The organism is Mariprofundus sp. EBB-1, from assembly GCF_003665155.1.
In the GTDB taxonomy this organism is placed as follows: Bacteria; Pseudomonadota; Zetaproteobacteria; order Mariprofundales; family Mariprofundaceae; genus Mariprofundus.
This window is the reverse complement of the sequence record NZ_RCFQ01000009.1, coordinates 1-19,686: the sequence shown is the minus strand read 5'-3', so window position 1 is coordinate 19,686 and position 19,686 is coordinate 1. Positions and strand designations below refer to the sequence as shown.

Below are 19,686 nucleotides of genomic sequence, written 5' to 3'. Positions count from 1 at the left end.
AGTAATGCGTAATGGGTGCACCACTGCTTAAGGTTTCAAATCTGCATAAATACTTTGCTGCGGCAGCGGGCAAATTACATATTCTTCAGGGTATTGATTTTGAAGTGAATGAAGGTGAATTTCTCGCTGTGGTAGGAGAATCAGGCTCTGGTAAGTCCACCATGCTGCAGCTTCTTGGCACACTTGAGCAGCCTGATGAGGGAACAATCAGCCTTGATGGTGAATTTATTCATGCTCTCTCATCAAATAAGCAGGCACGTTTGCGTAATGAGAAAATAGGTTTTGTGTATCAGGCGCATCATCTCATTCCTGAGTTGACGGCACTGGAAAATGTAACACTGCCGCTGTTGATTCAAGGCGTGGAAACATCTGTAGCCGAGCAGCGGGCCCACGCATTGCTAGCGCGGCTAAATATGAGCGAACGGGCTGACCATGTGCCCGGAAAGCTTTCTGGTGGCGAGGCGCAGCGGGTAGCTGTAGCCAGATCACTCTCTACCAAACCACGTCTTTTATTGGCTGATGAACCGACAGGTAACCTGGATGAACGCACGGCTCAAGAGGTGTTTGAATTGTTACGTCTATTGTGCAGGGAAGAGCGTGCTGCAGTGGTGATGGTAACCCATAGTAAGCAATTGGCTCTGGACTGTGACCGAGTTTTAAAATTACATGATGGCAAAGTCGTGGATGCGGCCGTTTCATAAATAGCAACTGTTCGACGTTACTCAATCATAAAAAAAATAGCCACGAATACACACGAATGAACAGAAGGTGAATGGCGTAAAGCTCTGTCGTGCAACGGGAGCGCCGTTGCTTGCCCCACTGGGGGACGAATGAACACGAATAAGGCAATAATCATAGATTTTTAATTCGTGTAAATTCGTGTGTATTCGTGGCTAGATTTTCGATCAGGTCACAGCTCCCTTTTCCTCGTCTGCGGAAAGCAGCCTTCCCAGACTTCCGCGATGAACCTTGTTTTTGGATGACAAAATTCTTTGACAGATTAATAGGTTCTGATAATCTCCAGATGTTGATTCTAATAAGGCTGTCTAATGGCCTGATTTAATGTTTCTTTATAGGGTGAGGGACTGTGACCAAATCTGAAATTGCTAAAATTGTTCATGAACGAGTTGGACTGACAAAAAAAGAGTCAGCTCAAATTGTTGAATCCGTATTGAGTGTGGTACGTAATTCACTTGAAAAAGGTGAAAACGTAAAACTGTCAGGTTTTGGTCATTTTATTGTGCGTCAGAAACATGCCAGACGCGGTCGTAACCCTAAAACAGGTAGCGATATTACTATTGCATCACGTTCGGTTGTAACATTTCGTGCTAGTCCATTGCTGAAGCAAAAGTTGATTGGAGCGCATGAATGAATGCTCAACAGGCATTGACGAAAGCCGGTGTTCAGGTGCCGGAGCTTTCAGATAAACTGTTCTTCTCTATCCGCGAAGTGAGTGATGTGTGTGGAGTTGAACCGCATGTGTTACGTTATTGGGAAACCGAATTCAAGCATATCAAGCCGGTTAAGAAGAGTGGCAATCGCCGTTTTTATCGCCACCGTGATGTGTATGCCGTGTTACAAATTAAACATCTTTTATATGATCTGAATTTCACCATACGCGGAGCCAAGAAGCGTTTGCTTAATGGTGACCTTGAAGACATTGTGGAAACAAAAGATAGTCAGGCGATTCTGAAGCAGTTGAAGCAAGAGCTAAAAGAAGTTCATTCTCTATTGACCTGAATTCCGGGTCTTACCTTTGTTGAAATAATCGGGGCGTAGCGCAGCCTGGTAGCGCACCACACTGGGGGTGTGGTGGTCGGAGGTTCAAATCCTCTCGTCCCGACCATTTTTATGGAGCGTTCAGTTAAGATGAATGTTTTCGATAAATATCTGTTTGATTAAATTGAATGAGTGTTGTGATTCAAGCGCTTGAGCTGCGCAGCAGCGCTAATTAGGGTCTATAGGTGACTTTGGCAGTGCAGGTTTCTGAAATATCTATGCGGGAAACATGAATGCGATCATCATCCAGTTTACTACTCATGGTATGATACAATTCACGGGCAACATTTTCGCTCGATGGGTTAATGGCATCAAATGGTGCTACATCGTTCAGATTATAGTGATCCCAAGGCTCTAAAGCGGCCTTCAACTCGGTTTTCATAATTTTGTAGTCAATGCCAAGGCCTAGCTCATCTAGCTCTTCACAGACCACATACAGCTTCACATGCCAGTTGTGGCCATGCAGGCGGGCACAATCACCCGGGTAATCGCGCAGGCTGTGAGCAGCAGAGAAGTGGGTTTCGATAGACAGCTCAAATGTTGCGCTCATTGTTTTGCTCCGGGTAATAACATCGCTGCTGATACAGTGCGCCCCTCACCCACGAGAATATTGTAGGTGCGAGCAGCAGCACGTGTGTCCATGCATTCAAATCCAATATGGTGTTCTGCCATATAATCCAATATTTCATGATTCGGAAAGGCTGTCATTCGGCCTGTACCGAGCAAGATAACTTCGGGGGGAGAGGCGATGATCGGTGCCAGATCCTGTAGTCTGACATCAGACAGGCATGTAGGGCTCCATGGAGCTGTGATCACGTTAGCGTGAATGATCAATCCACTGTGATGAATCTGCTCATTCAGCTTGAGATAGGCATCATCATAGGCACTGAACAGCAGTGTGCCGGTTGGCAATTGGGCGCTGATATCTCCCTTCATGGATGTTTAGCCTTGTAAAAAGAGATAGTTACGGCCGTGCTTCCATGGCTTTGACTTCATCCTCATCGCTCTTGAAGCGTCCCGCAAGTGAAATCATTACCGGGCTGGCAACATAAATCGAAGAGTACGTTCCGACCACAATACCGGCAATCAGGGCAAAGGCGAAATCGTGAATGACTTCACCACCAAGAATAAATAGTGCCAGTACCACCAAAAGCGTGGTCAGAGAGGTCATTAGGGTGCGTGCCAGTGTTTGGTTGATGGAGTTGTTTACTACGGCGGTTTCTTCTTCAGGTTTTTTCCGTTTTCTGTTGGCTTCAAAGTTTTCGCGAATGCGGTCAAAGACCACGATTGTATCATTTAATGAATAACCAATAACCGTCAATAGTGCTGCAATAACAGGCAATGAGAACTCTTTTCCGGTCAATGCAAATAGCCCGACAACGATGGTGATATCGTGTAAAAGAGCAGCATCGGCACCGATCGCAAAGCGGAATTCGAAGCGGAAAGTAACATAGACAAGGATAGCCAACATGGCGACCAGCACAGCCATAATACCCGCGCGGGTAAGCTCTTCACCCACCTGGGGGCCCACAAATTCAACACGACGCATTTCAATGGCATCAGCACCGAACTTTTCACTCAAACCGTCAAGAATCGCGTTACTAATCGTGGATGACTCTTCAGATTCTTTATTTTGAACGCGGATCAGTATCTCTTCGGGAGTCCCGAATTCCTGAATCATTGCATTGCCATAGCCTTTAGGCGAAATGGCGCTACGCACATCGGCAATGCTTGGTGCCGGTGTGAATTTGACTTCAACCAGCGTACCGCCGGTAAAGTCGATACCGAAGTTAAGCCCTTTTGCCGCCAGAGCACCAAGTGAAATAAGAATCATGATGCCGGAGACCAGTAGGGCGAATTTGCGTTTGCCAATGAAATCATAATGAATGTCGGAACGTATCAGTTGCATAGTATCTACCTGTAAGCCTTAAATGCTCAGTTTTTCAATGCGGCCACGTTTGGCAGTTGAAACTGCAACGATGGCACGGGTAACAGTGATCGCGGTGAACATGGAAGCCAGAATACCGACAGAAAGCGTGATCGCGAAACCTTTGACCGGCCCTGAGCCGAACTGGAACAGTACGATAGCAGCAATCAGGGTAGTGATGTTGGCATCCACAATGGTGGAAAATGCTTTGTCATAACCACCATCAATAGCTGCCAATGGGGTTTTACCCAGTCGTAGCTCTTCACGGATGCGTTCAAAGATAAGTACGTTTGCATCCACAGCCATACCAATGGTCAGTACGATACCGGCAATGCCCGGCAGCGTTAATGTACCACCGATAATGCTCATGATAGACAGAATCAACAGCATATTGAAGATCAGTGCGACATTGGCGACAACGCCGAACATGCGGTAATACACGGCCATGAAGATCAGTACCAGAATACAGCCAACGATGATGGAGTTCATACCCTGGTCGATGGAGTCTTGTCCGAGGCTGGGACCAATGGAGCGTTCTTCCACTACCTTAACAGGAGCGGGGAGGGCACCGGCACGTAGAATGATGGCAAGATCATGTGCTTCTGCTGGAGAGAAACTGCCCGTAATTTGAGCTGAACCACCGGCAATACGTTCACGAATGACCGGAGCCGAATTGACCACACCTTCAAGAATAATAGCGAAGCGTTCACCGACATGTGCTGCAGTCAGTTTGTCAAATTTACGTGAACCTTTGCTGTTGAATTTCAGTGTTACGGCATATTCATTGTAACGTGAGTCAATAGAAACACGCGCATCGGAGATTTCATCACCGGATAATTCGGTGCGTTTCTTCAGCAAGTATGGTTGGCGGGATGTGTTGCCATTAACCGTCTGTTCAGGGCCATACATGATGATATCACCCGGTGGAATGCTGCCACTCATGGCTTTATCAAGATCACCTTTTTCATCTACCAGTTTAAATTGCAGCTGAGCCGTACGGCCAATCAACTGCTTGGCATGGGCTGAATCTTCATAACCGGGTATCTGTACCAGGATGCGATGCGTGCCCTGTTTGATAATCACCGGCTCTGTTGTACCAAGCGCATCAATACGGCCACGAATAACTTCAATGGACTGCTCAACAGCAAACTTGCGTGTTTCATCTGCCACAGACGCTTTCAGCGTCAATGTGAAGGTGTTATCTACAGCTGAAGACATTGCGTAGCTGTCGAATGTATCAGCTAATATTTTTTCAGCGCTGGCAAGGTCATCACTGTTTTTTATTTCAATGTTAAGGTTCATGCCCTCAGCAGATAATTTGCGATAGCGAATTTTCTCTTTACGCAAGGCTTGTCTGGCTGCATCAACATCTTCTTCCACACTGTGGTTAACGGCTTTATCGACATCAACGTCAAGTACCAAATGAATACCGCCCTTGAGATCCAGGCCAAGGCTCATGGGATGACTCAATGAGGAAGGCCACCAGGATGGTACTGATGTTACATTAGGTAGTGCTCCCATTGTGGAGACCACCAATACGGCTAAAATAAGCCAGATTTTCCAGCGAGGAAAGCTATGCATGGGTCTAATCCTTATGCTTTGTCTTTAGAGTCAGTTGAATCAGCGTCGCTGCTTTCAGCAACTTTTTCTTCAGTTACTGCTGCAGGGGTAGCTTTTACAGGTTTGGCTTTTTTTGCAGGTTTACCTTTGCTTGCTTTTTCTTTAGCCGGTCCGATATCAGTCAGGCCAGCAATGGTGTCGCGTTTTACATTGATGCGTACGCCATCAGCAATTTCAACTTTAAGGATATCTTCTTTCACATCGATGACTTTACCGTACAAACCGCCACCGGTAAGAATGTTGTCACCCTTTTTCAGTTCATCAACAAGGTTGCGATGCTCTTTCAATTTTTTCTGCTGTGGGCGGATAAGCAGGAAATAGAAGATGACCATGATCAGAACCAATGGAATCAATGAGGCGAAACCGCCACTGCCACCAGCCGCTGCTTCAGCGAAAGCCGGATTAATGATAGCCATGGCAGCAACTGCTGATGCGATCACGGTAGTGATTGGGGATAGAGAGATGGATGGGGATGTCATATGAATGGAACTCCTGAATTTTGAGAGGCGGCGATTATGCATTGCTATGGTAGCGTTGTAAAAACTGTTTTTTAAATTCGGGCCAATTTCCTTGCTCAAGGGCAGTTCTGGCGCGCTTCATAAGGTCACAATAGTAGTGAAGATTGTGCAGTGTATTCAATCTTGAGCTTAAAATCTCTTTGGCCATGAACAGATGACGCAAATAGGCACGGGAGAAGTTTTTGCAGGTATAGCAGCTGCAATCGTCCATAATGGGGCGTTTATCATCAAAATGTTTGAGGTTTTTGATGTTGATTTTGCCATCATCGGTAAACAGTGTGCCGTTGCGGGCGTTGCGGCTTGGCATCACGCAATCAAACATATCAATGCCGCGATCAATACCTTCGATCAAATCAGCAGGTGTGCCCACCCCCATCACATAGTGCGGTTTATCTTCAGGCAGATGTGGAGCCAGGGCATCGAGCATGGCCATCATCTCTTCTTTGGGTTCGCCAACGGAGAGCCCACCAATGGCAATGCCCTCAAAATCGATGTCAGCTACGGCTTTCAAACTTTCCAGTCGTAATTCGGGATACATACCCCCCTGTACAATGCCGAACAGCGCTTGAGTGTCGTTTACAGGCAGCGCTTCTCTGCATTCACCAGCCCAGCGCATCGACATCTGCATGGAGTCATTGGCTTCTTCATAGGTGGCGGGGTAGGGCGTGCATTCATCAAAGGCCATGACAATATCACTGCCCAGTTGGCGCTGAATCTCCATGCTCTCTTTCGGGCCAAGGAACACTTCGCGTCCATCAATATGAGAACGAAAACGCACGCCGTGCTCTTCAATCTTACGCAGTTCACCTAAGGACCAGACTTGAAATCCACCGGAGTCCGTTAAGATTGGACGATCCCAGGCCATAAACTTATGCAGGCCACCCATTTTCTCCACCAGATCTGCACCCGGGCGTAGCATGAGGTGATATGTGTTACCGAGAATAATGCTGGCTTCGATGTCGTCAGTCAGATCAGCCGGTGTAAGGCTCTTAACCGTGGCCTGAGTGCCGACAGGCATAAACACAGGCGTTTCTACGGTACCGTGGGGGAGTGTAACGCGGCCGCGACGGGCGTAACCGGTTTTATCTTTTGCGAGTATTTCAAATGAGAGTGCAGACATGGCGGGCAGACTGACGAGGTGATCATGTCACATCAAGTTATTAAGAGTGTTTTTATGCATCAATAATAGACCTGGCCCTCTTTGGTTTGAGCCTTTATTTTGAATAAAGACAAAAATCCTCGCCTTTCGGCGAGGATTTCGTCAAGCAGGCTAAAAGAATTAAGGCAGTGGTGGAATAATGGTGATTTGAGTAGGGCTAGCAAAAATTCCGAAATCATTATCATTAATCAACACGAGTTCATTGTTGTTTAGCAAGCCAATGCCTTCAACTTTGGGAGGTAAAAGACCGGGATAATCAACCGAAGAATCCATAGCCAATGTTTTAGAGATAGAGGCTATGCCAGCTGTGATTAAATTCGATTGCTCTAAAGATGGAAGCGTGCCAATTACATCCCAATTGGTTCCAAATATGTTTGTCGCGCCTGCTAGGTTGATGCGATATAGTTTGGTCGTATTACTCACGCGTTCCAGCACAATCAATTGATCCAACCCTGTTGCAACCATTTCGCTCAACTTCACGTTACTCTGCACCGTTGTTGCATCGGCACTAAATGTGGCTGGTAAATCAAGTTGATAGACATACTCACCTACTACAGTTTTCGTTACCAAATCAAACTTGAACAAACGAGCATTGCGTGATGTTTTATAGTCAGCAACTGCTGGATTTGCCAATGGACTTTGCATCAAAAAATATAGAAATTGTTCGTTAGGTGAAATCGCAATGTCTTCAATGCCACGATTTAGTTTTCGTTTACTTAAAATCGCAGGCAGGGAACCAACAACTGGGTAAGTAGCTGCAGCCAATTGCACTTCTACACCGGAAGGAACAAGGCGTTCGATCACACGACCTGTTGCTGATAGATGTAATATGCTTGGGCCGTATTCTTCGCCTACCCAGAACGTCCCATCTTGCATTTTTACAAATGCTTCTGGATCCAAACCATTAGGATCTCCTGCAAATGCCACAGCATTTTTGTCATAATTGGCTTCTGTAGGTAGCAATACGCTTGAAGGATTAGATACGCCAGTGATTGGCTTCCCTGCTGCATCTTTCATTTTGATTGTTTCTAGCAATGTCACACCAGTATGATCTATTTGCCATTTAAAAATAGATGGTGAAAAAGATGGGACGGGGAATATTTTGTTGCCAGTAGGACAAAAACCGACGGCTGCCCCAAAAACCTTAAATGAATCTTTACATTTAATGTTTGGGCCACGATCTGACATGGTATACACAATATTGGCAGGGTCTGTTTGTAAATGAAATGCAGCACTTCCGAATGCTATATCCAGCGGCACTTTTTTTGTTCCGCCAGAAAATAAAACAACATCTTGGGGTTGGAAGACTTTGAATTGTGGTGTGACTGTCGCTGTAGCAGCGGTGACCGCTGGTACAATCGTATTTCCACCATTACCACAGGATGAAAGGCCTGCTGAGGCAAGCAGTATAAATACCAAAAACCCTAATTGATTCTTATCCATGATGAACGCTCCTTTGAGTGACTTACGTTATGCATTCTATTGGTGGGATATGACAGTAAGGAGACAGGTTTGTGACAATGCGATGACGCTGTGGGGAAGGGGCTGCTCGAACCAGATTTAGGTATTAATTACTCAGGAGTAATGTCAAAATAACTGGTGTTGTAAGGGCTTAGATCCTCTTTTTTAGGGGGGCTGTAAGAAACTTTTGAAGCTGATCTATTACTCCAACTAAAGGTGGTAATGTTTATCTTCAAGGGTGATGTCCAGAAGTGTTTGAGGCTCAAGACCTGATTCGTGCAGGTCTTGTTCTATGGTAAAAATATCAATGTTGGCGGCCATGATTTGCGGTAACAGATGTTCCGGAATCAGGTTGTGCAGATCCAGTGCGCTGGCTGCAGTCAGTTCAATTTTCATGGGTGATTTTCCAGCACGTGTGATGTGAACATGCAAGCTCTTGGCGCTGCCTTTGTATGTTGGGGCGGGTTCGTGCGCAGCTTTAGGGAATTTCCAGAGCAGGGCGGTTTCAATATATTGCCCGCCTACAGATGCATCGAGCATATCGGGCCAGGAGAGTTGAACCTTCAGGCTCTCCAGTTGGTGTACCAGGCCTTGAAAGGTGCGCAGTACTAAAAAGAGATCAGCAGGACTGGCCGAGCGAAATTGCCAGCGTTGATCGCCGAGCAGATCATTAACCTGTTTTGATAGCTGCCACTGGGCAGTGTCAAAAGGTTCAGGCTGTAAGAAGGGGCGAAACAGAATCCTGGCCAGATCATCCAGTTCGGCTTTGATAGGCTCCAGTTTTTGAGCATCAAAACCCAATCCAACAAATGCATCGAAACTATTAAGGGTGGTTTTGCCGCGCAGGCCTAAAATGAGATTTAATAACGACATGCGGCGTGTGAAGGGGATATTTAACATGCATCCGAAATCGAGCAGGCATACTTGCGGTTGATCTTCATCATATTGAAACAGCAGATTGCCCGGGTGCGGGTCGCCATGTACCAAGCCAATTTCAAACAGGCTCTTCCACAAGGTTTGCATTAAGGTTTTACCAGCTTTCAGGCGCGCTTGATCAGGCCAGTTGCAGGCTTCAGAGAGGCGTTGCCCATGCATCCATTGCTGGGTAAGCACTTGTGCGGAGGATAGTTCGGGACAGACCTCTGCGACTTTAAGTCCTGGTACATGGATATGTTGCTGAAAGCGCTGTTGTTGTTTCATTTCATGGCTGTAATCCAGTTCATCATTCAAGGTGTTCTGTAATGTCTGTTGGTAGCTGTTCAGGTCAAAGTCCCAGCGTTTGACCGGGCCTGCTTTGGGCAGAAGGGCAGCTAAACTCAGTTCACTCTCAATAGCCTGTCGAATATCAGGGTATTGTACCTTGATCGCAAGATGCTCAGGCGTGCCGCTATCTGTGTTGCGTGTGCCCTTATGCACCTGCCCCAGCGAGGCGGCTGCCACACTCTCTTCAATTGATTCCAGTATATTGTTCACAGGCTGCTGCCATGCATGCTCAAGCACCGGGAGGATATCCTTGAGAGGCCATGCTTGAACACTCTGTGTGAGTTCGGTGAAATGGCTCTGGTCATCCATGCCAGCCATCGCCTGACCAATTTTCATGCCGATACCACGTTTGCTGCCAAGGAGTTGGGTTAATCGCTGCTGTGCGATCTGGCGCGTTGCAGCGTGTTTACTGCGACGGATTTTTTGGAGCAACCAGGTGCTATGCATGAGATAAATGAAGCGTTTTAACGTATTCAAAAAAGCCGGCTCCGTGCGTGGAATATTGGTGAGGTTCAACCATGGATTAAACAGATTCGTAATGCAATGAACCCTCCTGATAAGGCTAGGGTTATCGCATTAAAATGCATAAAAGCATTCACCGCAAAGGACGCAGAGTTACGCAAAGTAAAAACAAACAACAAAATGTTATTTTGGTGCTCTCTCATTGGTTTGATGATTTCTCATGTTTGAATGATTGTTCTTTCTGCTCCATGACATGCTTATTGAGTCCTGCAATACAATGTTTTTGACCTTCTTTGCGCCAAGGTGAATTGCGTTTGCGCAAGAGAAGGCACCCTGGGGTGAACTTTGCGTCCTTTGCGGTGAGAAATTAAACGTTCAAAAAGATAATGGTTGCTTCATGCAGATGTATTCGATTAATATTCGAATATTATTCGTTTTTATAGCGGGGTGGATATGCAGCGTCGAGAGAAACGTGAACTTCGAGAGCAAGAGATCATCAAGAATACCATTGAGCTGCTATCGCAGCGTGGGTTTCTTGATGTGCGTATGTCAGATATTGCCAAGGGAACCCAGTATTCAATGGGCACTATTTATTCTCACTTTGAGACAAAAGAAGATCTGCTGCTTGCTTGCGCCCATACCCTGGTACTCGAGCATAAAGATCTGCTGTTAGCTATTCAGAAACAAACGATTCCTGCTATAGAGAAAATTATTACCATGGTGCAATGCAGTTGGCATATGTCGATGCAGCACCCTGATTTGATCGAGATTGATAATCTTTCCATGATGCCATCGGTTTGGCGCCGGGCTACAGAGACACGCGCAGATAGGTTGAATCAATTGCATGTGGAACTGGCCAATATGTTTTTGGATATTGCACTGGATGCGATTGAAGAGAGTTTGGACGGTCATGCCGCGCTTGATAAGGATGAGACTGAGCGACTGGCGCATCATCTAACTCACGGTATGTGGGGGCTGTGTGTGGGGCTATCGAGCACTGCCCAGTCCGGATATGCCAGCACGCTGTGTCCTGAGAGCAGCGAAGGGAAATATACCCATTTCACCACCAATTATAGTAATTTTCTCAAAGGTTATGGGTGGCACGAAACAGACCCTGAAGCACTGTTCGAGCGCTGCAAAGCAGATGCGCATAAGGTGATGAATCAGACAATCTGGTTCAAAGACCATCAGACGGAGCAACATATATGAGAGTTTTGTACCGAAACATAAACGCACTGCTTGTGTCGTTGTTGGCGCTGGTTTTGACAGCCTGTGTGGTGGGGCCTGATTTTCAGCGGCCTGCTTCACCCAAGGTGGATCATTATTACAACAAGGGCTCCGATGTAACTTCTTCAGATGCGGAGCAAAGCAAGCTGGTGACGAGAGAGAACATCCCTGCGCAATGGTGGCAGCTGTTTGAATCACCAGCCTTGCAGCAATTGGTTGCGTTGGGACTGAAGGATAGTCCTACCCTGATAGCTGCCAAAGCCAAGTTGAAAGCAACGCAGGAAACATACAGTGCACAGAGCGGGTCAATTCTGTTTCCATCTGTTGATGCCAGTGCGAATAGTACACGAAAGAAAATTTCTGGTGCTGCCTTTGGTAGCACAGCCTTTGGCAGTCTGTATACCGTACATACTGCATCGGTGGATGTAAGTTATAGTCTTGATCTGTTTGGTGGTGAACGGCGTACGTTGGAATATAGTCAGGCGCAAGTGGATTATGATGCATTTCAGTTGCATGCCGCCCAAATTACGCTGGTCTCCAATATAGTCACCGCTGCTATCAATGAAGCCTCGTTGAGAGAGCAGGTAGAAGCGCTTAAAGAGATTATCGCATCTGAAACTGAACAATTGAATGTGACCGAGAAACAGTATGAAATTGGTGTGGTCGCCAAGGTAGAGTTGTTAAGCCAACGTGTCACACTGGCTCAGACACGTACACAGCTGCCGCTTTTGCAAAAACAGCAGGCTCAGGCCAAACATCAGCTTTCCATGTTAGTCGGCCGCACACCGGGCGGGGAAGCGCTGCCAGCGTTTAATTTGAGTGAACTGGTCATGCCACGGGAAATTCCGCTTACACTGCCATCTACATTAACACGTCAGCGTCCGGATGTACGCGCATCTGAAGCACTGTTGCATCAGGCCAGTGCCCAGATCGGAGTGGCGACAGCCAATCTTTATCCCAACCTCACGCTCAGCGGTTCTTATGGTACAGAAGCCGTTAAAATATCGGATTTGTTCAATGCCGGCACAGCTGTGTGGGGCTTAGGCGCGGGAGTGCTGCAACCGTTGTTCAGAGGCGGGGCACTGCGTGCCAAAAAAAGGGCTGCAATTGCCCTCTATGAGCAGGCTGCCGCACAATATCGACAAAGTGTTCTGACTGCGTTTCAGAATGTTGCGGATGCACTGATGGCACTGGATATGGATGGTCAGGGGCTGGTATTGGAAAAGCGGGCGGAAGGATTGGCATCTGAACGTCTGGAGCTGGTGCTTTTGCAGCATCAACATGGCGCCGTAAGCTATTTGGATCTGCTGAATGCACAGAAGCAGTATCAACAGGCGCGTATCAATTTGATTCAATCGAGAGCGATGCTCTATTCCGATACCGCTGCACTGATGTATGCGCTCGGTGGTGGCTGGTGGGATGGTGATGTGGCTGCACACCGGAATATGATAGATCAGAGCAATTTAGAACAGCCAGATTTAGAAAAGACCGATTTAGAACAGGATGATTTGTATCAAATCGTTATAGATCAGAATGTGAATGTGGAGAAACAGCAATGAAAAAACCTACGACAAAACGAATGACGAAACGCATGATCATCATGTTGCTGATGGTTGGTGTGCTGTTTGCGGCCATTATCGGGTACCAAATGTTTGTTGCCAGTATGATGGCCAAGTTTTTAGCGTCCAATACCCAACCCCCTGCCACGGTGACAGCGATGCAGGTTTCCAACCAATCGTGGCAACCCCAAATTGCTGCCGTCGGTACACTGCGTGCGATCCAAGGTGTGGATATCAGTGCTGAAACATCCGGCGTGGTGAAAAAGGTGCATTTCAAATCGGGTGACTGGGTTAAGCAGGGTGATCTGTTGATTGAGCTCAATGTATCCGAAGAGACAGCACAGCTACAGGCTTTGCGGGCAAGTCGTAAGCTCGCCGATATCACGTTCAAACGGGATAAACAGCAGTATAAGATTCATGCGATCAGCAAAGCGCAGCTTGATATTTCACAGGCTGAGTTGAGTAACAGGCAGGCACAGGTCGCTCAACAGCAGGCAATCATCGATAAGAAACGTATCCGCGCCCCTTTTGATGGCCGCCTTGGTGTGAGTCAGATCAATCCCGGTCAATTCCTTAATGTGGCGCAACAGATCGTGTCGCTGCAAAATAATCTCAAGCTATATGTCGATTTTAATCTGCCGCAGAAGTTTGTCGGTATGATCAAGCGTGATCAGGAGATTTCTATCTCTGTTCAACAACAATCCGGAGCGCTTAACGCAACAGCTACAAACAGTGTTGGGGTTTTCAAAGGCCGCATCAATACCATCAATGCCGTAGTGGACAACAGTACACGCAATGTGTTGCTGGAAGGTGTGATCGATAATGCGGATGGGGTTCTATTGCCCGGTATGTTTGCACATGTGAAGGTTGAAAGTGGAGCAGCGCTGCAGCTATTAACACTGCCTCAGACAGCTATCAGTTTTAATGCCTATGGCTCTACGTTATTTGTTGCGAAATCTGAAAAGGGTGCAGATGGAAAAGAGACACTTGTGGCGCAACAGGTGTTTGTGAAAACCGGTGAAAAGCGTGGTGATCAGGTGGCTGTTCTTGAAGGATTGAAGGAAGGTGATCGCGTTGTAACCAGTGGTCAGTTGAAATTGAAAAACGGTACACCGCTGATCATTAATAACAGTGTGCAACCGGCCAATAACGCTGCTCCGAAACCGCAGGAACATTAATAATGCGTTATACCGATATATTTATACGCCGGCCTGTACTGGCCACAACGATTAGCCTGTTGCTGCTGGTATTAGGGTTTCAGGCGATCATGAATATGCCGATTCGCCAGTACCCTGAAACACAAAATGCAGTGGTGACGGTGAGTACGGTCTATTTTGGTGCTGATGCTGAAACCATTTCCGGCTTTATCACGCAACCGCTGGAAACGGCCATTGCGCAGACAGAGGGCATTGATTATTTGTCATCAGTCAGTGTCAGTGGAGCCTCAACCATCACAGCGACATTGCGCCTGAATCATGACTCCAATCGGGCCCTGACCGATATCAGTGCTAAGGTGAATGCGGTGCTCAATCAGTTGCCAGCCGAAGCCCAACAGCCGGTGATTACCGTACAGGTCGGTGAAACGATTGATTCGATGTATATGGGCTTTTTTAGTAAAGTGCTACCGGCCAATAATGTCACCGATTATTTGCTGCGCGTGGTCAAACCTCAGCTTGATGGTATTGAAGGTGTGCAGCGCGCCGAAATTATTGGTGCGCGCCAGTTTGCGCTGCGTGCATGGCTTGATCCTGCCCGCATGGCTGCTTATGGGCTCTCTGCTTCCGATGTGCATGCAGCCCTTGCCCGTAACAACTATCTGGCGGCACTCGGTAGCAGTAAAGGACAGATGGTCAGTGTGGAGTTGAATGCTGCAACCAGCCTGCACTCGGTGGATGAATTTAAACAGCTGGCGATCCGCGAGCAGAACGGTGCGATTGTACGGCTGGAAGATATTGCCAACGTGGTGCTGGGTGCTGAAGATTATAATCTGACTACCGCCTTCGATGGCGAAAAATCGGTATTTATCGGAGTGAAGGTAGCCCCTGATGCCAATGTGTTGGAGGTGGTTGAGCGTGTGCGCAATGCATTCCCGGCCATTGTTGCACAAATGCCCAATGGCCTGACCGGCAAGGTGGTCTATGACGGAACCAAGTTTATCGAAAGTTCGATTGATGAGGTCATTAAAACACTGGTCGAAGCCCTGCTTATTGTTGCGTTTGTGGTATTTATATTCCTTGGTAACTGGCGTGCAGTGGTTGTGCCGCTAATAGCGATTCCTTTGTCATTGATCGGTGCCTTTTTTATTATGGAGTCACTCGGTTATACGATTAATTTGCTGACGCTGCTGTCGCTGGTGCTGGCCATTGGGTTGGTGGTGGATGATGCAATTATTGTGGTGGAAAATGTTGATCGCCATATGCATCACGAAGGAAAATCTCCATTTGAAGCAGCAATTCTGGCTGCACGCGAGCTTGGTGGCCCGATTATTGCCATGACCGTGGTATTGATCGCAGCGTATGTACCGATTGGTTTCCAGGGAGGGCTTACCGGTGCGCTGTTTAGTGAGTTCGCCTTTACTTTAGCGGGGGCTGTAACGATTTCGGCTATTGTGGCATTGACTCTCTCTCCAATGATGACATCCAAGATGTTCAAGCCATCTCAGCAACAGGGCAGTTTGGTCTTGTTTATTGATCGACAGTTTTCACGCCTGCATGGTGCTTATCAGCGTCGTTTAACAGGCACGTTGGAAACCTGGCCTGTGATGGTGGTGATGGGTTTGTTGCTGCTTGTTGGTGTGGTTTATTTGTTTGCCACATCCAAAGCTGAGCTCGCACCGCAGGAAGATCAGGGCATTGTCATGGCGCATATGGCTGGCGCTCCCAACGCCACATCACAACAGATGGGCGTGTATGCCGATCAAGCATATAAGATGGCGGCAGAGTTACCTGAATATGATCAGATGTTTCAGCTTACCGGCATGCCAACGATCAATCAGGGCATTGGCGGGGTGATCTTTAAGCCGTGGGAAGAGCGCACCAAGAGTGCTGCGCAGCTACAGATGGAGTTGCAGCAGAAGTGGAATACCATTGCAGGTGCCCATGTTGCCGCCTTCCAGTTTCCTGCCCTGCCGGGTTCAGGTGGTCTGCCACTTCAGTTTGTTATTAAAACCACTGAATCATTTGAAAACCTGAATGAGATTGTTGCCCGCGTGGTGGCTAAGGCAAAGGCCAGCGGTATGTTCTTTTTCATCGATTCAGATCTGAAAATTGATAAACCGCAGTCCACACTGGTGGTGGATCGGGATATGGTCACTGATCTTGGTTTAAGTCAGCAGGATGTAGGTGCGGCTTTAGGCTCGGCTCTCGGTGGCGGTTATGTGAACTATTTCTCTATTGGTGGGCGTTCGTATCGCGTGATGCCGCAGGTGGCGCAGGAGCACCGTTTGAATGCTGAGCAGGTACTCGATTATTATATTCGTACCCCAACAGGTAAGATGATTCAGGCATCTACGGTTGCTTCGATAACGTATGAAGTGGTACCGGAATCGATCAACCGCTTCCAGCAGCTCAATTCTGCCACCATTCAGGGTGTTTATGCGCCGGGTGTATCGCAGCAGCAGGTGCTCGATTTCATGCTCAATACACTCAATCAGGAAGCACCGAGTGGATATAGCGCCGATTATGCAGGTCCGTCACGCCAGTATATGCAGGAATCCGGTGGTTTTGTTTATACCATGCTGTTTGCGATTGTGATTGTCTTTCTGGCACTGTCGATTCAATTCAACAGCTTCCGTGATCCGCTGGTGATTTTAGTCTCTGTACCGCTGGCACTATTAGGTGCACTGCTGTTCATCAATCTGGGGCTGGCCACTATCAATATTTATACCCAGGTGGGGCTGGTCACCTTGATGGGCTTGATCAGTAAACATGGCATTTTGATGGTGCAATTTGCCAATGAATTACAATTGGCAGGCAGATCGAAACTCGATGCGATTATTGAGGCGTCCAGTGTGCGACTGCGTCCAATTTTGATGACTACAGCTGCGATGGTACTTGGTGTGATTCCGCTGGTGATAGCCAGTGGGGCAGGAGCTGCCGGGCGTTATTCAATGGGCCTGGTAATTTTTACAGGTCTGTCTATCGGTACCATATTTACCCTGTTTGTGGTGCCTGCTGTCTATATGCTGTTGGCCAAAGACCGTTCAGATGATCGTACGGTCAATGATCCTTCAGATAGCGAACAACGTGTCGATGAGGATTCAATGATTGTATCCGATGATAAGACTCAGGTGGTGATGGCCACCTCATGAATGCGGCTATTTCAGATGATCTGCTAACCTATTTCCCGGAAACTCCGGCGGCAGATGAAATACCCTCCATCATGCCCAGCCCATTTTCCAATGCACCACATCCATTGGCTGAAAAAGCCAGTTTGATGCTGCAGGAACGTTTGGCTGCTCAAACGGATCTGCCACGTGACTTTTTCTCTGCCAATGGCGGCAAAATGTTCGGTGTGTTGGTGGTTCGCGATCAGGGCGGTGGTGTGGGTTTTTTGAGTGGCTTTTCAGCCATGATGAATGGTGAGTGGATCATGCCGGGCTTTGTGCCGCAGGTGTATGATCAGGCCGGTCATGATGCATTCTTGTCCGAGGGTAATGAGCAGTTAGCCGATCTCACCGCACAGTTACAAGAGCTTGAAACATCGCAGCAGCGCGCAAGTCTGAAACAACAGATTGCAGCACTGATGCTTGCACGCGATCAGGAATTGAACGCACTGAAACAAAAACACAAAGCAGCAAAAGATGCGCGCAAACAACAGCGCCAGATATTACAGCAACGGCAGGATCTTAGTGATGCTGAGCGGCAGCCAACGATAGCAGCACTGGCGCTGGCCAGTCAGCACCATAAACGCGAAGCCACCAATGCCATGTTGATCTGGAGTGAACAACTGCAAGTGTTGCAGGATCAGTTGGCAGGGATTGAGACTGAGATCACAAGCATTAAAGAGACCCGCACAGAAAAATCACGCATCCTGCATCGCCGTGTATTTGAAACCTATGTACTGACCAATCATCTTGGTGAAAAGCACCCTATGACCGACTTGTTTGAAGGCATGCCGCCGGCAGGGGCAGGTGATTGTGCAGGGCCCAAACTGATTCAATATGCCCATCTGCATGGTCTCTACCCGCTGGCGCTGGCTGAATTCTGGTGGGGGGCATCACCTGCCAGTGGCATCCGTCATCATGGTCAGTTTTATCCGGCTTGTCGCGGGAAGTGTCATCCGATTTTACCATTTATGTTGCGTGGTTTAGAGGTAGAAGCAGAGCCCGATTTTGGTCTGGCCGTTACAACGGTTGGTGCCGATGAGCCACTGGTTGTGTTTGAAGATGATGATCTGCTGGTGCTCAATAAACCGGCCGGATTGATGTCCTCACCGGGTAAATATGTGAAGGACTCTGTTTATACACGGCTGATGGAACGTTATCCGGAGTGTCCTGAGTTAAAGCTGGTGCACAGGCTGGATATGGCTACGTCCGGCCTGCTGCTGGTAGCGAAAAATTTGCGTGTGAATAAGCAACTACAGAAACAATTTATCCAGCGCAGTGTGGAAAAGCGTTATGAAGCTCTGTTAAACAGGCGTTTGCCACCGGATATGCAAGAGGGTGATATTGATCTGCCCCTGCGTGTTGATTTTGATGATCGTCCACGTCAGGTGGTCTGTTACGAATATGGCAAAACTGCGCAAACGCATTGGCAGGTGATTGGCTACGAAGGCGAATCAACACGTATCTGGTTTTATCCTCACACCGGCCGCACCCATCAACTGCGCATGCACGCCTCACACAGAAATGGCCTGAATGCCGCTATCATTGGAGATGCCCTTTATGGTGAAGATGCGGAGCGCTTAATGCTGCATGCTCAACGCCTCTGCTTTAATCATCCGACTAGCCGAGAACGCATGGAGTTTGAAATTCCAGCACCGTTTTAAGTGATGGCTTCCGGGTAGCCCCATTTGCCAGGGCCAGCTTTAGACGTTCACATTTATCTAGTTCAAGTCCTGTTTGGCTTCCTATTCTGACTAATCCGGACAGCAATCAAATGACGTGATTTTAGTTGATTTCTATATGTTTACCTTTGTGAACTAAAAAAATAAGAGCCGCTTTTTTGATGCGGCTCTTATTTTCTGAACTTGCAATCTAAATAATGCACGCTAGTGCAAAAAAATATTGTCTAAAAAAAGCTTAGTTTCCTGCACCAAGATACATGACTTGTAGAGAAGTGTTTTCAGACAAATGCCACACAGTACCAGTGCTGGCATTCATAGTAATCATCGATGTTACTATAGTGCCTGGCGTTGTTACGTATATATATGTCGATTGATGAAGCGATTTCCATACTTGGTTACTATAATACGCCTGAACTCTGGAGACAGGTATGTTATCAGCTAGAATATCCATATATGCAGTACCTCCTAATCCTGCAATAATGGCTGCTGTCGTAGTAATTTCGTAAATTCCAACCTTCAACAATTCTATGCCATCTTGCACTAATGCCGACTGTTGTATCGCTGTATTAGCAAGTGGAGACTGTTGGGAAATGGTGTTTAAGCAAAGTAGATTGTTACCCTGAATTAGGGGGGAACTGTTTGCTGCACATTTGAATTTCACAAATGCCATACCTTGCACTGAACCCGCTGGGCCTTGTGGTCCTA

The 19,686-nt window shown here is 47.4% G+C and carries 17 protein-coding genes and 1 tRNA gene; 9 read left to right on the top strand and 9 right to left on the bottom strand.

All coding sequences use genetic code 11. From position 1 onward, the window contains the following. Positions 1 to 11 precede the first annotated feature (11 nt). The 4 genes from D8Y20_RS05335 (at position 12) to D8Y20_RS05320 (ending at position 1,846) form a co-directional block, all read left to right on the top strand. The gene (locus D8Y20_RS05335; RefSeq protein WP_121542011.1) at positions 12 to 701 is read left to right on the top strand and encodes an ABC transporter ATP-binding protein; all 690 of its coding nucleotides are present in this window, start codon (positions 12 to 14) and stop codon (positions 699 to 701) included. Between the two features lie 386 nt (positions 702 to 1,087). Then, a complete protein-coding gene (locus D8Y20_RS05330; protein ID WP_121542010.1) occupies positions 1,088 to 1,372 on the top strand; it encodes an integration host factor subunit alpha in 285 nt (94 codons plus the stop codon). Continuing rightward, entirely contained in the window at positions 1,369 to 1,740 is a 372-nt protein-coding gene (locus D8Y20_RS05325; protein ID WP_121542009.1) for a MerR family transcriptional regulator, read from the top strand. Before D8Y20_RS05330 ends, D8Y20_RS05325 begins: the two co-directional genes overlap by 4 nt. Positions 1,741 to 1,769: 29 nt before the next feature. Continuing rightward, positions 1,770 to 1,846 (top strand) — tRNA-Pro (locus tag D8Y20_RS05320). A 105-nt stretch (positions 1,847 to 1,951) separates the two neighbouring features. Here D8Y20_RS05320 and D8Y20_RS05315 read toward each other — a convergent pair. From D8Y20_RS05315 to D8Y20_RS05280, 8 genes are all read right to left on the bottom strand, one after another. Beyond that, entirely contained in the window at positions 1,952 to 2,329 is a 378-nt protein-coding gene (locus D8Y20_RS05315) for a 6-carboxytetrahydropterin synthase (protein WP_121542008.1), read from the bottom strand. Next, positions 2,326 to 2,715 (bottom strand): Mth938-like domain-containing protein, encoded by a 390-nt coding sequence (locus D8Y20_RS05310; protein WP_121542007.1) that lies wholly within the window; start codon positions 2,713 to 2,715, stop codon positions 2,326 to 2,328. Before D8Y20_RS05310 ends, D8Y20_RS05315 begins: the two co-directional genes overlap by 4 nt. Positions 2,716 to 2,743: 28 nt before the next feature. Beyond that, entirely contained in the window at positions 2,744 to 3,688 is a 945-nt protein-coding gene (gene secF, locus D8Y20_RS05305; RefSeq protein WP_121542006.1) for a protein translocase subunit SecF, read from the bottom strand. 18 nt (positions 3,689 to 3,706) lie between these two features. Then, positions 3,707 to 5,287 (bottom strand): protein translocase subunit SecD, encoded by a 1,581-nt coding sequence (gene secD, locus D8Y20_RS05300; RefSeq protein WP_121542005.1) that lies wholly within the window; start codon positions 5,285 to 5,287, stop codon positions 3,707 to 3,709. An 11-nt stretch (positions 5,288 to 5,298) separates the two neighbouring features. Further along, positions 5,299 to 5,805: a preprotein translocase subunit YajC gene (gene yajC, locus D8Y20_RS05295; protein ID WP_201265542.1), complete on the bottom strand. Its 507-nt coding sequence runs from the start codon at positions 5,803 to 5,805 to the stop codon at positions 5,299 to 5,301. 34 nt (positions 5,806 to 5,839) lie between these two features. After that, on the bottom strand, positions 5,840 to 6,964 hold the full coding sequence (gene tgt, locus D8Y20_RS05290) for a tRNA guanosine(34) transglycosylase Tgt (RefSeq protein ID WP_121542004.1): 1,125 nt from the start codon (positions 6,962 to 6,964) through the stop codon (positions 5,840 to 5,842). Positions 6,965 to 7,123: 159 nt separating this feature from the next. Next, positions 7,124 to 8,446, bottom strand: a complete 1,323-nt coding sequence (locus D8Y20_RS05285) for an esterase-like activity of phytase family protein (RefSeq protein ID WP_121542003.1) — start codon at positions 8,444 to 8,446, stop codon at positions 7,124 to 7,126. A gap of 228 nt (positions 8,447 to 8,674) precedes the next feature. Further along, positions 8,675 to 10,174, bottom strand: coding sequence for an AarF/UbiB family protein (locus tag D8Y20_RS05280; protein WP_147434019.1), 1,500 nt, complete (start codon positions 10,172 to 10,174; stop codon positions 8,675 to 8,677). A gap of 468 nt (positions 10,175 to 10,642) precedes the next feature. Between D8Y20_RS05280 and D8Y20_RS05275 the strand changes: the two genes are divergently transcribed. Genes D8Y20_RS05275 through D8Y20_RS05255 form a run of 5 tightly spaced genes read left to right on the top strand, consistent with a single transcriptional unit; the run spans position 10,643 to position 18,963 of the window. After that, positions 10,643 to 11,398, top strand: a complete 756-nt coding sequence (locus D8Y20_RS05275; RefSeq protein ID WP_121542001.1) for a TetR/AcrR family transcriptional regulator — start codon at positions 10,643 to 10,645, stop codon at positions 11,396 to 11,398. Further along, positions 11,395 to 12,975 (top strand): efflux transporter outer membrane subunit, encoded by a 1,581-nt coding sequence (locus D8Y20_RS05270; protein ID WP_121542000.1) that lies wholly within the window; start codon positions 11,395 to 11,397, stop codon positions 12,973 to 12,975. The genes D8Y20_RS05275 and D8Y20_RS05270 overlap by 4 nt, the downstream gene beginning before the upstream one ends. Next, a complete protein-coding gene (locus D8Y20_RS05265) occupies positions 12,972 to 14,153 on the top strand; it encodes an efflux RND transporter periplasmic adaptor subunit (protein WP_201265541.1) in 1,182 nt (393 codons plus the stop codon). The genes D8Y20_RS05270 and D8Y20_RS05265 overlap by 4 nt, the downstream gene beginning before the upstream one ends. Positions 14,154 to 14,155: 2 nt before the next feature. Further along, a complete protein-coding gene (locus tag D8Y20_RS05260; RefSeq protein WP_121541999.1) occupies positions 14,156 to 17,284 on the top strand; it encodes an efflux RND transporter permease subunit in 3,129 nt (1,042 codons plus the stop codon). Continuing rightward, positions 17,281 to 18,963: an RluA family pseudouridine synthase gene (locus D8Y20_RS05255; RefSeq protein ID WP_121541998.1), complete on the top strand. Its 1,683-nt coding sequence runs from the start codon at positions 17,281 to 17,283 to the stop codon at positions 18,961 to 18,963. Before D8Y20_RS05260 ends, D8Y20_RS05255 begins: the two co-directional genes overlap by 4 nt. 253 nt (positions 18,964 to 19,216) lie before the next feature. Here D8Y20_RS05255 and D8Y20_RS05250 read toward each other — a convergent pair. Beyond that, a partial coding sequence (locus tag D8Y20_RS05250; RefSeq protein WP_236075265.1) for a hypothetical protein occupies positions 19,217 to 19,686 on the bottom strand: 470 nt, incomplete at its 5' end.